This is a genomic window from Nocardia sp. NPDC049737, assembly GCF_040674755.1.
In the GTDB taxonomy this organism is placed as follows: Bacteria; Actinomycetota; Actinomycetes; order Mycobacteriales; family Mycobacteriaceae; genus Nocardia.
Genome location: NZ_JBFANH010000047.1, coordinates 1 through 14,330 on the forward strand (window position 1 = coordinate 1; position 14,330 = coordinate 14,330).

General features: G+C 66.0%; 11 protein-coding genes and 1 pseudogene. 9 read left to right on the top strand and 3 right to left on the bottom strand.

Annotated elements, in window-relative coordinates:
* Positions 1-89: 89 nt before the first annotated feature.
* Positions 90-857 (bottom strand): sulfite exporter TauE/SafE family protein, encoded by a 768-nt coding sequence (locus AB0J47_RS38480; protein WP_364358327.1) that lies wholly within the window; start codon positions 855-857, stop codon positions 90-92.
* Positions 858-1,087: 230 nt separating this feature from the next.
* Here AB0J47_RS38480 and leuA point away from each other — a divergent pair, with 230 nt between their 5' ends.
* Positions 1,088-2,881 carry a 2-isopropylmalate synthase gene (gene leuA, locus AB0J47_RS38485; protein ID WP_364358330.1) on the top strand — a complete coding sequence of 598 codons (1,794 nt, stop codon included), beginning with the start codon at positions 1,088-1,090 and terminating at the stop codon, positions 2,879-2,881.
* A 441-nt stretch (positions 2,882-3,322) separates the two neighbouring features.
* Positions 3,323-5,032 carry an AAA family ATPase gene (locus AB0J47_RS38490; RefSeq protein WP_364358333.1) on the top strand — a complete coding sequence of 570 codons (1,710 nt, stop codon included), beginning with the start codon at positions 3,323-3,325 and terminating at the stop codon, positions 5,030-5,032.
* A 317-nt stretch (positions 5,033-5,349) separates the two neighbouring features.
* Here the strand turns inward: AB0J47_RS38490 and AB0J47_RS38495 are convergent, their stop codons facing one another.
* Complete coding sequence (locus tag AB0J47_RS38495; RefSeq protein ID WP_364358429.1) at positions 5,350-6,246, bottom strand: LysR family transcriptional regulator; 897 nt, start codon at positions 6,244-6,246, stop codon at positions 5,350-5,352.
* Positions 6,247-6,348: 102 nt separating this feature from the next.
* On the opposite strand from AB0J47_RS38495, the gene AB0J47_RS38500 reads away from it, so the two are divergent.
* From AB0J47_RS38500 to AB0J47_RS38530, 7 genes are all read left to right on the top strand, one after another.
* The gene (locus AB0J47_RS38500; RefSeq protein WP_364358336.1) at positions 6,349-7,299 is read left to right on the top strand and encodes an EamA family transporter; all 951 of its coding nucleotides are present in this window, start codon (positions 6,349-6,351) and stop codon (positions 7,297-7,299) included.
* Positions 7,300-7,883: 584 nt separating this feature from the next.
* Complete coding sequence (locus AB0J47_RS38505; RefSeq protein ID WP_364358339.1) at positions 7,884-9,602, top strand: FAD-dependent oxidoreductase; 1,719 nt, start codon at positions 7,884-7,886, stop codon at positions 9,600-9,602.
* Positions 9,603-9,668: 66 nt separating this feature from the next.
* On the top strand, positions 9,669-10,310 hold the full coding sequence (locus AB0J47_RS38510) for a pyridoxamine 5'-phosphate oxidase family protein (protein WP_364358342.1): 642 nt from the start codon (positions 9,669-9,671) through the stop codon (positions 10,308-10,310).
* Between the two features lie 71 nt (positions 10,311-10,381).
* Positions 10,382-11,617 carry a MurT ligase domain-containing protein gene (locus tag AB0J47_RS38515; RefSeq protein WP_364358345.1) on the top strand — a complete coding sequence of 412 codons (1,236 nt, stop codon included), beginning with the start codon at positions 10,382-10,384 and terminating at the stop codon, positions 11,615-11,617.
* A gap of 40 nt (positions 11,618-11,657) precedes the next feature.
* On the top strand, positions 11,658-12,377 hold the full coding sequence (locus tag AB0J47_RS38520; RefSeq protein WP_364358348.1) for a glutamine amidotransferase: 720 nt from the start codon (positions 11,658-11,660) through the stop codon (positions 12,375-12,377).
* A 148-nt stretch (positions 12,378-12,525) separates the two neighbouring features.
* Positions 12,526-13,482, top strand: coding sequence for a DUF2637 domain-containing protein (locus tag AB0J47_RS38525; protein ID WP_364358351.1), 957 nt, complete (start codon positions 12,526-12,528; stop codon positions 13,480-13,482).
* Positions 13,483-13,528: 46 nt separating this feature from the next.
* Positions 13,529-13,954 (top strand): hypothetical protein, encoded by a 426-nt coding sequence (locus tag AB0J47_RS38530; RefSeq protein WP_364358354.1) that lies wholly within the window; start codon positions 13,529-13,531, stop codon positions 13,952-13,954.
* 110 nt (positions 13,955-14,064) lie between these two features.
* On the opposite strand, the pseudogene AB0J47_RS38535 reads toward AB0J47_RS38530, so the two are convergent.
* Positions 14,065-14,252: pseudogene (locus AB0J47_RS38535) on the bottom strand (zinc-ribbon domain-containing protein); the annotation flags it as partial.
* Between the last annotated feature and the right edge of the window lie 78 nt (positions 14,253-14,330).

Consider the following 14,330-nt stretch of genomic DNA (forward strand, 5'->3'; position numbering starts at 1 on the left):
TACGACAAACTCGCCGTCCGCTTCCTGGCTACCGTCCACATCGCCGCCATCGACCTGTGGCTACGGTGACCCGACTTTCGAAACACGACCTAGGTCATCAGCAATCGGACGACCGCAATGCCGCCAACCACGACGATCACCGCACGCAATGCGGTTGGCGGCATCCGCCTGCCCAGCTTCGCGCCGAGTACGCCGCCGATGATCGAGCCGACCGCGATCAGCGCGGCGACCCGCCAGTCGACGTCGGCGATCATCGTGAACACCACCGCGGAAACCGCGTTCACCAGCAGACCGAGCACATTCTTGACCCCGTTGAGCCGTTGGATGTCCTCGTGCACGAACACTCCGAGCAAACCGATCAACAACACGCCCTGGGCCGCGCCGAAATAGCCGCCGTAGATGCCGCACAGAAATATCGCGACGTACAGGATCAGGCCACCGTGTTCGGGCGCCGGACCGGTATCGGCCGCGCGACGTTCCTTCACCCAGCGCGCCAGCCGCGGCTGAACCACGACCAGGATCAGCGCCGCGATGATCAGCACCGGCACGATCGCCTTGAAGGCCGCGGCGGGCAGGATGAGCAGCAGGATCGCGCCGGTGGTGCCGCCGAGCAGGGACGCGCTGCCGAGCCGGACCAACCTGGCCCGCTGCCCTTCGAGTTCGCGCCGATAGCCGTACGCCCCGCTCACGCCACCGGGAACCAGACCGATGGTGTTCGACACATTCGCCGTGACCGGCGGAATTCCGAAGGCGAGCAGTACCGGGAAGGTGATCAGTGTGCCCGATCCCACAATGGTGTTGATGCCGCCCGCCGCGATGCCCGCGCCGAAGACCGCCAGTTGTTCCAGCCAAGTCATATGAACCTACCTCCAGCCGGTCGGAACGCTAATCGTTACGTCGGATGACCGGACGATGGGGACCGGGCTTTCGGCGAGGCGTCGAGGCACGGTAAACTCGCCGGCATCATGCAGCGGGCACTTCTTCTCGGCCGCCGCGACGGGGTCTGATCGGACCGGCCTCCCGTCGCGGGGTCCTGCCGCGCCGGTCGACCCGACAACTGGGATCCACCACACCCTGGAGAAACCGCATGTCCCCCGCTGACGCCTACGTATCCGGCTCGCGCACCATTACGGCTCCGAGTAAGCCCGCGCCTGCCGACCAGCCCGTCTGGAACCGGCAGAAGAACTCGTCCATGCCAACCTTCCGCTACCGGCCCTTCGCCGAGGAGGTCGAGCCGATCACGCTGCCCGACCGCACCTGGCCGGACAAGATCATCGATCGCGCTCCCGGCTGGTGCGCCGTCGACCTGCGCGACGGCAACCAGGCCCTGATCGACCCGATGAGCCCGGCCCGCAAGCGCCGCATGTTCGACCTACTGGTGCGGATGGGCTACAAGGAGATCGAGGTCGGCTTCCCCTCGGCCAGTCAGACCGATTTCGACTTCGTCCGCGAGATCATCGAGGACGGAGCGATTCCCGACGACGTCACCATCCAGGTGCTGACCCAGTGTCGCGCCGAACTGATCGAGCGCACCTTCGAGGCGTGCGCCGGTGCGACCAATGTGATCGTGCACTTCTACAACTCGACCTCGGTCCTGCAGCGGCGTGTGGTGTTCCGCGCGGACCAGGCGGCGGTGAAGAAGATCGCGACCGATGCCGCCGAGCTGTGCCTGCAGATCGAACAGAAGTATCCGGACACCAACTGGCGCTACGAGTACAGCCCGGAGTCCTACACCGGCACCGAACTGTCCTACGCCAAGGAGGTGTGCGACGCGGTGACCGAGATCATCGCGCCCACCCCCGACAAGCCGATGATCATCAATCTGCCCGCGACCGTCGAGATGGCGACCCCGAATGTGTACGCCGATTCGATCGAGTGGATGAGCCGCAACCTGGCCCGCCGCGATTCGATCGTGCTGTCGCTGCATCCGCACAACGACCGAGGTACCGCAGTGGCCGCCGCCGAACTGGGCTACCAGGCCGGTGCCGATCGCATCGAGGGCTGCCTGTTCGGCAACGGTGAGCGCACCGGCAATGTCTGCCTGGTGACGCTGGGGATGAATTTGTTCTCCCGCGGTGTGGATCCGCAGATCAACTTCTCCGATATCGACGAGATCCGCCGCACCGTCGAATACTGCAACCAGCTGCCGGTGCACGAGCGCCACCCCTACGGCGGCGATCTGGTCTACACCGCGTTCTCCGGTTCGCATCAGGACGCGATCAACAAGGGTCTGGACGCGATGAAGACCGCGGCCGACGCCGCAGAATCCGATATCGACGACATCGTCTGGGAGGTGCCGTACCTGCCGATCGACCCCAAGGATGTGGGCCGCACCTACGAGGCCGTCATTCGGGTCAACTCGCAGTCCGGTAAGGGCGGCGTCGCCTACATCATGAAGACCGATCACGGACTGGTGCTGCCGCGCCGGCTGCAGATCGAGTTCTCCCAGGCGATCCAGAAGATCACCGACGGTGAGGGCGGCGAGGTTTCGCCCAAGGAGATGTGGGATGTCTTCGCCGACGAATACCTGAGCCCGATCCGTCCGCTGGAGCGGATGCGGCAGAAGGTGACCGCCTCCGAGACCGACGGCGGCGTGGACTCGATTACCGCGGTGGTGAAGGTCGAGGGCGTCGAGCAGGAAGTCACCGGCGCGGGCAATGGACCGCTCGCCGCCTTCGTCGATGCGATCGCGACGGTCGGATTCGATGTGCGCGTGCTGGATTACTCCGAACACGCGATGTCGGCAGGTGACGACGCGCAGGCCGCGGCGTATGTGGAGTGCGCGATCGGCGACAAGGTGGTGTGGGGTGTCGGCATCGCCACCTCGATTACGACCGCCTCGCTGCGGGCCGTGGTGTCGGCGGTGAACCGGGCGCACTGAGCCGGAGTCGCCGGACCGAGCCGATAAGCGGAGTCTGCACGTTGCGTCGGCGAGCACGGGAACGCTGAGTCCGACTGCGCGATTCGGGTCCGAAGGTCGGCCCGGAAGCGGGTCAACTGATTCGGTCCGATCGATCGGGACACCTCGGCTCAGACCTGAGAGTACGGTGGGGGCCGGGCATCCGTTGGTGACAATTCGTCGCCGACCCGGGCGCCCGGCTCTCGAACTTGCTGTTGGACAGTGTTTTCGAGTTACGGCTGGTCGCGGTGTTTGACGCGACGCGGCGGCCGTGTATACCACGGCGCGGGGCCGAATACCCCGTGCTAGCGTTGATTCGCATTCAAGCGCCGAGCTCTCTGCTCGAATTACCGAGCAGATGGGGGAACTGTGACAACTAACGACCACAACCCGACTTCTCCGCCCTGGCTGCAGAGTCATTCGGTGGATACGGCCGAGGTCACCACCGACTCCTCGGCGCCGGATGAAGCGGCCGAGTCCGCACCCGTCGACGCGGAGCCCGCAACCGACGAGCATGAGGCCGCCGAGGTTACCGAACAGCCCGACGAGTCCGAACAGTCGGAGTTCACCGGATACCCGGGCGGGCCAACGGATCAGACCAACTACCCGCAGGCCGGAGTGCCGCCGCAGCAGCAGTACGGACCGCCCGAGGTTTTCGCGCCGCCCGGAACGCCTTACAACACCGGTCAATTCGCGCAGTCGCATCAGCCGGGTCCCGGCCAGAGCGGAAACCATCCGGTTCAGCCCGAGCCGTCCTATGGCGAGTACCGGCAGGAGATCGGGCCCGATGGGCTGGTCCGACGGGTCCCGGCGGAAAGTCCGCCCGAGCCGCCGATCTACAGTTGGGCGCCGCCACCGCCGGTGCAGCAGCCGCCGATGTATCAGCAGCCGCCCATGGGACAACAGCCCCCGATGGGACAACCACCCGTGGGCCAGCAACCACCGATGGGCCAGCAACCGCACACCGGGCAGCTGCCGTACGCCGAGCAAGGGCCGCACACCGGGCAGCTGCCGTACGCCGAGCAGGGGCCGGGCACCGGTCTGATGCCGTATGGCGAGCAAGGTCCGGGCACCGGCATGATGCCGTATACCGAACAGGGCCCGCCGCCGGGATGGCAAGGCGGCCCGCCGAATACCCAGCTGCCGTTCCAGCCGCAGCATGTGCCGCAGCCCGGCCAACCGGGACATTCGGTCAATGACCTGAACCTGCTCAAGCGGGCGCGCAAGGCGCCGCGCAGTGGCTGGCGGCGCGCGGTGCACAAGGCTTCCGGCGGCATGATCAATCCGGGGGAGTCCGCGGCCGATGTCGTCTACCGCGATCTGGTCGACCGGGTGAATCAGCCGGTGCGCGGGGACTATCGGATCGCGATCCTCTCGCTCAAGGGCGGCGTCGGCAAGACCACGACCACGGTCGGGCTCGGATCGACGTTCTCCTCGCTGCGCGGCGACCGAGTCATCGCGATCGACGCCAATCCCGACCTCGGCACCCTGGCGCATCGTGTGCCGCGCCAGACCCGCTCCACCGTGCGCAATCTGCTCGAGGATCAGCACATCAGCAGGTACTCCGATGTCCGGGCGCATACGTCCCAGGCGCCGAGCCGACTGGAAGTGCTTGCCAGTGAACAGGACCCTGCGGTTTCCGAAGCCTTCAGCGAGGCCGATTACCGCCAGGCCATCAGCATCCTGCAGTCGTTCTACAACATCATCCTCACCGACTGCGGTACCGGTCTGATGCATTCGGCCATGGCCGGTGTGCTCGATATGGCCAGCTCACTGGTGCTGGTGACCTCACCCGCCATCGACGGCGCCCGCAGCGCCTCGGCCACCCTGGACTGGCTGGACCACCATGGCTACGGCAAGTTGGTCGAGCGAACCGTGGTGGTGGTCAACGCATCTCGCCGCGGTGCCTCCACCGTCGACCTGGACCAGCTACGCAAACTGTTCCTCGACCGCACCCGCGCGGTCCAGGTGGTGCCCTTCGACGACCACCTCGCCGAGGGCGCCGAGATCGACCTGGAACTGGTGAGCAAGCCGACCCGGCGCGCACTCCTGGAACTGGCCGCCATGGTCGCCGACGATTTCGGCTACATCGGCAACCAGCAGTACCGCCCGGGCCCGCCCCGGCACTACTAGCGTTTCGAAGCACGTTGTCCGAGACAGGTTCGATCCGTCGTCGCCATGGCGGCCAACGGATTGAGCATCCGAGGCCTGCCGCGTATCCCGAGAATTCCTGGCGCAGACCGTGTGACACCCTCGCATAGACCGCAACCGGTGTGACCGTGCCACACGGTCGTCGCCAACGCTGCGTGAGCGACTACTCCGCGGCGACTTCGGCTGCGGTGGTGTGGGAAGGCTCGAGAATTCACATGACGCACAGCGATGGGCACCCTCGCATAGGTTGCAACCTGTGTGCGGAGGCCACATGGTTTGCGCCAGCGTTGATTCGGCCGCTATTCGGCGGCGACTTCGGTAGCCGCAGTTCGGAAGGCTTGCAGGACGGTGGCTATGGCGGGGCGGGTCACGGTGTGGGGGCGGGTAGCCAATTCGTAGAGGCGGGCGGCGCGGACGCCGGACAGGCGTAGCACGGCGAGGTCCGGGTGGGCCACCGCCCAGCGCGGCATGAGGGCGACGCCGTAGTTGGCGGCGACGATGGTTTCGATGACGCGGAAGTCGTTGAGGCGCTGGGCAATACGAGGTTGGACACCGGTCATGGTGGCGATCGAGCGCAGCACGTCGTCGACCGGGAAGCCGCCGCGCACGCTGAGCCAGGTTTCCTCGGCGAGTTCGGCCGGGGTCACCTCGGTGCGAGTCGCGAGCGGATGGGTCGGTGCGACAACGACATCGGTGGGTTCGCGCATGATAACCGTGGTGCTGACGCGAGGGCCCGCGATACCCGGCGAGCGCTCGTCGCGGTGTGTGAGGACGATGTCGTAGTCGGCCAGCAGCCGCGGCACTTCAGTCGGCGGCAGATCCTCGTCACGGGCGACAACCTCGACACCACTGTCGGCCAGCGCAGGCAGCACCCGTGGCAGCAGCAGCGCCGCGCCGGACGGGAACAGCGCGACCCGAACCCGGCCACGCGCGGACCCGCGATAGTGCGCCATCTCCGCAACCGCACGATCCATCGCGGCAAGTACCTCATCAGCACGCACCACAAGCGCCTGCCCCGCATCGGTGAGCCGAACCCGCCGCCCATCCGGCTCGAGCAACGCGACACCCGCTTCCTTGGCAAGCACCTTGAGCTGCTGCGATACCGCGGAAGGAGTCATCGAAAGTGCCTCGGCCACAGCTGCGATAGTCCCGCGATCCGCGAACTCCCGCAGCACCCGCAGCCGCTCAACCGCCATCGGTGGCCCAACCCGCACGTCCAAAACCATTAAGCGATGCTACATCGATAGTGCATATTTATTCGATTGTTCTTATCAGTTTCATTACCGACGATAAGGAATGTGACCAATCGTGATCGCTTGCTCGGGCTTACCGTTGTCCTGCTCTGGGGCCTGAACTTCATTGCTATCCGGGTAGGGCTGGACCACTTTCCGCCGTTCTTTTTCGCTGCGCTGCGGTTCGCGGTGATCGCGGTGCCGGTGTTGGTGTTCGTGCCGCGGCCGAAGGTGCCGCTGCGGTGGTTGCTGCTGTATGGGATCGGATTCGGGATTCTGCAGTTCGCCTTTCTGTTCACCGCGATGCGTGCGGGCATGCCGACCGGGTTGTCCTCGCTGGTGCTGCAATCCTCCGCGCCGTTCACCGTGGTCCTGGGCGCGCTGTTCCTGCGAGAGCGGCTGCGGGGGACCCAGTTGCTCGGCATTGCCGTCGCCGTGGCGGGCATTGTGGTGATCGGGCTCGATCGCGCACAGCAAGCGGCGCTGCTGCCGGTGCTGCTAACGCTGGCGGGTGGTCTGGGCTGGGCCTTCGGCAATATCGGTTCACGATTGGCCACGGCGTCCGGCGATGTCGAACCGCTGCATCTGACGCTCTGGATGACGGTCGTGCCGCCGATCCCGATGTTCGCGCTGTCCGCATTCATCGAAGGACCGACTACCGGCTTGCACGCCTTGACCGATGTCACCTCCCCCGGCGGCTGGCACGCACTGTTCGGCCTCGCCTACATCGTCGCGCTCGGCACCATCGCGGGCTCGGGCCTGTGGACCTACCTGATGAGCCGATACCCGGTCAGCACGGTCGCGCCCATGTCCCTGCTGGTCCCGGTGGTCGGCATCCTCGCCGCCTGGGCCGCCTTCGGCGAGGACCCGACGCCACTGTCGCTGCTCGGCGGAGCCATCGTGATCGCGGGTGCGTTCGCGGCGACGAAGGCGAGCCGCCGCGATGCGAACGCCCCAGCGGCGGAATCGGTGTCGGAACCGGCCCTGGGCACGCAACCCCGATTGGTGCAGGCCTGAGCCGACCCCGATACGACTACCGCAACGGCCAAACCGGATTCGACCCTGTCCCAGCGCCGGAGCCACCCCTGCGCACACAACCCTGGTTGGAGTCGGCCCGAGCCGACCGCCACGCCGATTACAGCAGCGATGGAACCGGGTGCGACCGTACCCCGGCACCGGAGCCGCTGCTCGGCAGGCAACCCTGGTTGGTGCATGTCTGATCCATTGCACGCTCGTCAACACAGCCTGCGATAGACAACCCAGCACAGCCGCACGCGATTTACCTGCCCTCTTCTTCCGCACCTGGGAAGTATCGGCCGCCACGGCGCCCTGACCTGCGAAGTTTGCGTATGACGCCGGTTCGAGAAACCAACTCGGCTCGGTCACACCGCCCGGTAATGTCTGCCCCGCTGTACTGGTCGAATGCGAGGGAGACCAGGTCCAGGCGGCGGCGTCAGGGGTGGGTCGGCGCACCCACCAGCAGTCGCTTTACAGTGTTCGCGGCGGTAGAGATCAGGTCCGAGGCTAGGCAGCAAAAGACGCGCATGGCAGAACAACAGTGGACCGTTTCGCGAAGAACAATGCTTCGCGGCACGGTTGCGATGGGGGTAGCAACGGCGGGGGCGCTAACGGCCGGCGGGCTCAGACCAGCGCCTGCCGCGGCCAATCCCGGCGGCAGGCAGGTCGCGGTACTCGGCGGTGGGGTCGCGGGATTGACCGCGGCACACGAATTGGCCGAGCGTGGGTTCCAGGTCACCGTATTCGAAAGACGTGCGCTCGGGGGCAAGGCGCGCAGCATCCCGGTGCCGGGCAGTGGGTCGGGCGGACGGCCGGAGCTACCTGGTGAGCACGGCTTCCGCTTCTTTCCCGGCTTCTACCAGCACATTCCGGACACCATGCGGCGAATTCCGTTCGCGGGCAATCCGGATGGCGTTTGGAATAACCTGATCGGCGTGCCGGAGGCACGTTTCGCCCGCAGGGGAGGCGATGATTTCCGACTTCCCTTGGGCCCCAAGGCCCGCACGAATTTCAGCCCGGACGCATTTCGTGAAACCATGGGCGCGGCAATCGCGACGGCCTTGAAAATGCCCGCCAACGAGGGCGCCTACTTCGCGGATCGCCTACTGGTCTTCAATTCCAGCTGCGATGCCCGGCGGCTGGGACAGTGGGAAAATACCTCGTGGCGCGATTTCGTCGGCGGCCACCAGCGCTCCCACGAATTCCGCGCCCTGCTCTCGCGCACGCTGACCAGCATCATGGTCGCCGCGAAAGAGGACGTCGCCAGCGTCCGCACCATCGGCACCATGGGCGAACAGTTCCTGGGCAACCCCTTCGAAATCGGCAATGACGGGGCGCTGGACCGGGTACTGAACGGTCCGACCAATTCGGTGTGGATCGATCCGTGGGTGCAGCGGCTGCGCGACCTCGGCGTGGAATTCGCGCTCGGGGCACAGGTGCGCGGGCTCGACGTGCGCGAGCGGCGGATCGCCGCAGCCCGCATCGTCGATGAAAACGGCGCTCAGCGCAGCATCGACGCGGATTACTTCGTGGTCGCGCTGCCCGCCGAACAAGCCCGCGCCCTTTGGTCGCCCGACGTGCTCGAGGTGCGCCCGGAATTGGCCGCGATGGATCGGCTCTTCGTCGACTGGATGAACGGCATCCAGTTCTATCTGCGCAGGCCGATGGATATTTCACACGGTCACACCGCCTATATCGACGCCCCGTGGTCACTCACCTCGATCACCCAGAATCAGCTGTGGACGCGCAAACTCACCGAATTCGGCGACGGTACGGTGCAGGACTGCCTTTCGGTCGATATCTCCGATTGGAACTCCCCCGGCATGCTCTACGGCAAGCCTGCCAAGGAGTGCACGCACGAGGAGATCGCGCGCGAGGTGTGGGCGCAGCTGCGGGCGCATCTGAACGATCGCGACGATCTGTTGCGCGATGCCGATCTGCATTCCTGGTTCCTCGATCCGGGCATCAGCTGGCAGGAATCCCAGCGGCGCAATGCCAATGCCGATCCGTTGCTTATCAACACCGCCGGGTCATGGGAGTGTCGACCGGAAACCCACGGTGCGCTCGAAAACCTGTTCCTGGCGGGCGATTACGTGCGCACCAATGTCGATCTGGCAACCATGGAGGGCGCCAACGAGTCCGCGCGCGACGCGGTCAATGCCATTCTCGACGTTTCGGGTTCGAATGCCGAACGCTGCCGCAAGTTCACGCTCTACCGGGCGACCGAATTGGAGCCGCTGCGCCGCATCGATGCCGACCGCTACGCCGCGGGCCAGCCCAACCTGTTCGATGTGCGACTGTGATCGATCTCCCCTCGCGGGAACATAATTCGATCGTCCGCGCCCCCGTGCCGGTGCTTTGATCGAACTATGGGCGAGACCACCGACACCAATAAGATCACCGACCCGGCCGAGCTGCGGCAGTTGCTCGGGGAGGTCATGCCGCGAGCCGCGACGAAGGAGCGCGTGGCACTGCATCCTCGCGACCGCGACTGGATAGCGGCCACCCCGTTCATTGCCTTGAGTACCAGCGATGCCGACGGCAATTGCGATACCTCGCCCAAGGGCGATCCGCCCGGATTCGTGAAAGTGCTCGACGACACCACCATCGCCATCCCGGAACGGCCGGGTAACCGCAGGGCCGACGGCTACCTGAATATCCTCAGTAATCCGCACGTCGGGCTGCTGTTCATGATTCCGGGTCGCCGCGAGACGTTGCGCATCAACGGTCGGGCCCGCCTGGTTCGGGACGCACCGTATTTCGACGACATGGTGGTCAAGGGCCATCGACCGATCCTGGCGATCGAGGTCGATATCGAGCAGATCTTCTTCCACTGCGCCAAGGCGTTCATTCGCAGTCACCTGTGGGAACCGGAGCAGTGGCCGGTCGACGATCTGCCCAGTACGGCCCGGCTCGTCAAGGAGGTCCAGACGAATGTGACGGAGTCGGTGGAGGAATTGGAGCGCTACTACTCGCCGGAAAATTACCAAGCCAAGCTGTACCGGGAGTGAGTAGGGTCACTGCGGCCGAGCGGGTGGGCCGCAGCGAATGCGCCGCCGAGCAGAACACATAGACTCGCGGCGTGGCAGACATAACGGTGCGCGGGCGACTCGCGCTGCGGGCGGCGGCGGCAGCGTCGTGGGCGTCGCAGAAGGCGGGCCGCGGCAAGGGGTCGATGATCGGTGGGCTGATCGCCCTGCAGATCGATAAGACGATCATGGATCAGCTGGGCCGGGGACGGCGCACGGTGCTGGTGACCGGCACCAATGGCAAGTCGACCACCACCAGGATGACCACCGCCGCATTGAGCACCCTCGGCCAGGTCGCCACGCAGGCCGACGGCGCGAATATGGATGCGGGCATCGTGGCCGCGCTGAGCGCGCACCGCGGGACGCCGCTGGCCGCGATCGAGGTGGATGAACTGCATCTGCCGCACGTCACCGATTCGTTGAATCCGTCCGTGGTGGTGCTGCTCAATCTGAGCCGCGATCAGCTGGATCGGGTCGGCGAGATCAATATGATCGAGCGCAAGCTGCGCGCCGGACTGGCGCGGCATCCGCAGACCGTGGTGATCGCCAACTGCGACGATGTGCTGGTGACCTCCATTGCCTACGACCATCCGAATGTGGTGTGGGTCGCGGCGGGCAGCGGTTGGTCGATGGATGCGACGAGCTGTCCGCGCAGCGGTGAGCCGATCGTCTGGGAGGGTGCGCATTGGCGCAGTACCGGCACGGATTTCGAACGGCCCGAACCGAATTGGTGGCTGGACGGCGACGAGCTGGTCGGACCCGACGGTGTCCGGCTGCCACTGAAATTGGCGCTGCCCGGACGGGCCAATAAGGGCAATGCCGCGCAGGCGGTCGCCGCGGCGGTTGCCCTCGGTGCGGATCCGGCTGCGGCGGCGACCGCGGCGGGTACCGTGCGCGAGATCGCCGGTCGCTATCGGACGGTGCAGGTCGGCGAGCACGCCGCCCGGCTGCTGCTGGCGAAGAATCCGGCGGGCTGGCAGGAGGCGCTGTCGATGATCGAGCCTGATTCGGCCGGGCTGGTGATCGCGGTGAACGGGCAGGTGCCCGACGGCGAGGATCTGTCCTGGCTGTGGGATGTGCGGTTCGAGCATTTCGAGGGCGTCCAGGTGGTGGCCGCCGGTGAACGCGCCACAGATCTCGCGGTGCGCCTGACCTATGCCGGAGTCGAGCACACAACGGTGCCGGATCCGGTGCGCGCCATCGCATCCTGTCCGGCGGGACGGGTCGAGGTGCTGGCCAACTACACCGCGTTCCGCGATCTCAACCGCGATCTGGAGGAGAAGAACTGATGGCAGCGTCGCGCAGCGATTCGACGATGGGTGGTGGCCAGTGACGGATGGGACGGAATCGACCGTACGAATCGGCCTGGTGCTGCCCGATGTGATGGGCACCTACGGCGACGGCGGCAATGCGCTGGTGCTGCGGCAGCGCCTGCGCATGCGCGGCCATGACGCCGAGATCGTCGAAATCACCCTGTCCGACCCGGTTCCCGAGTCGCTCGACATCTACACCCTTGGCGGAGCCGAGGATTCGGCGCAGCGCCTGGCCACCCGGCATCTGCAGCGCTATCCCGGGCTGCAGCGGGCCACCGCGAAAGGCGCTCCGGTACTCGCCATCTGCGCCGCGATCCAGGTGCTGGGTCACTGGTACGAGACGTCGACCGGCGAGCGTGTCGACGGCGTCGGCCTCATCGATGTCACCACCTCCCCTCAGGCCAAGCGCGCCATCGGCGAGGTGACGACCACGCCGCTGCTCCCTGGTCTCACCGCCGCCCTCACCGGCTTCGAAAACCACCGCGGCGGAACCAAACTCGGCGGCGACGCCACCGGCCTCGCGCACGTCACCCGCGGCGTGGGCAACGGTGTCGGCGACGGCCTCGAGGGCGTTGTCCAGGGCTCCGCCATCGGCACCTACATGCACGGACCCGCCCTGGCCCGCAACCCCGAACTCGCCGACCTGCTGCTGTCCCGCGTCCTCGGCGTGGACGAACTGCCACCCCTGCACCTCCCCGAGGTCGACCAACTCCGCCGCGAGCGCCTGCGCGCCTGATCGCCGATTCGAAGCTGGTCGCGGGTGATCCGCGGGCGCGCGGTGATGCCGACACCGTCGGTCGCGCGGTGTGCGAAAAGGGGCAACGCGACGCGCTTTTCCCTTGCGCCTCGGTGGAATAACGGATGATTCACGATACGCTCCCGCTATGGCGACGATCACACCAACGAGATCGGATCGGTTCGAAGAGCAGTCGGCACCAACAAATGAGCGGCGGTCCCTAGTGAGCCGACTACGAGCGTGGCGGCCACGGCCGTTGCATGCTTCGGCAATCGTCACCGGCGTCGTCGCACTAACGTCATTCGAAATGTCGTTCGCCGCGTTGCACGACCTGGCGGTGCGAAACCTGGTGGCGCCAGCGCTCGCAGCGAATGTGCCGATCGCCATCGATGGCCTGGTCGTCGGTTCGATCATCGCCACCGCCACCTTCCGGAGGGGAAGTTCGGGCTGGTGGTACGCCACGGCACTATTCGTCTTCTGGACCCTGATATCGGTGGCCGGAAATATCGAGTACGCGCGCGAAATCGGGGGTAGCCCCGTGTCTTTGGCGCTGTACGCCGGCATGCCGATGACGATGCTGTTCGCGGTGCATCTCACCCTGATGCTGTTCGGGCGCCGACGCGGGCACACACGCACCGCGAATCACGTCCCAGTGCCGCAGGAGGAGCAAGCCAAGGCAGCTCGGGACGATCACGCCTCGGCAGCGCAGGATGATCACGTCCCAGCACCGCAGGGCGATCACGTCCCGACACGGCAGGGCGATCACGTCCCGACACCGCAGGACGATCACGTTCCAGCACCGCGACTGGATCGCGCCCCAGCGGCACAAGAGGATTGGGTTTCAGCAGAACAGGACGATTGGAACCTAGCGGCGCTGGAAGAGGACTGGGACTCGGCAGCGGAGGAGGATCGGAACTCGGCAGCGCCGTCCGAGCGTGTCGTGCCGACACGGATTCCCGTGATCCTGGAGAATACCGATCCGCTGCTCATCGCTCCGAAAGCAGTGCTGCCCAACGCACTGCCCAGGACCGGTGCCACGCCGTGGATCACCCCGACGTTCGTGACCACCGGTCCGAACGGCCAGACAAAGATCAACCCCTTCTGACCCGAAACTGCTTCAGCCACAATCGGACACGTCGATGGAGTAAATGATGGCTATAACCGTTTGGCAAGACCAGGGCATAGATCAATTCCGGGAGGTCGCGGGCCGGCTCGCGTCGGTGATCCAGAGCGGCCTCGACCGATCGGGCGCGCTGAACCAGTTCGCCGAATCGGTCGGCAACGGGGAAGCATTCATCGAGTTGATGATCGAATACTCGTCGCGCTGGTTCACCGAAACCGGTGGACGCTCGACCTTGATCGGGCCGGAGTTGTTCTGGCTGCTGTCGGAGCCCAGCCCGCGCCGGGTATCCGGCACCGGCCTGCGAGCCCAGGAGTCTTATCTGGATACCGAATTGACGGCCGGACAGCGCGCCCGGATTCTGCTGCTCATCTGTGTATACGAGGCGCTGGCACAAAACCAATGGGGACCGGAAGGCATCGCGGAGCACATGATGGCGACCAACGGCATCGGCTGAAACACACAGCGCTGACCGCGCGCACCAACGGTGCGCGCGGTCAGCGTTCTCCGACGTGCCCGACGGGGCGGCACGATCGCGCTGGCCGATACCTCGGTGCCGGGCACCGGCACCAGCCAATTGCATTCCGCCACATGCAAGTTGTCGCAGAGCTGGAACCGGGCGCGACCGACGACGCCGTTCGACCGATCTACTCCGCATCCGTCGGCGGATCGCCGATCACCAGCAGTGCGCGATCGGCGAGGCTGAAACCCAGAGGGCGGGAACAGGACAGGCACACCGAATTCTCGAAGGCAATCCGTCGCCGGTGCGCTGGGACCTAAGTACCGGCGAACTCCGCCACACCGCCAATTGTCGGGCGCAGTTCGGGCGAGTG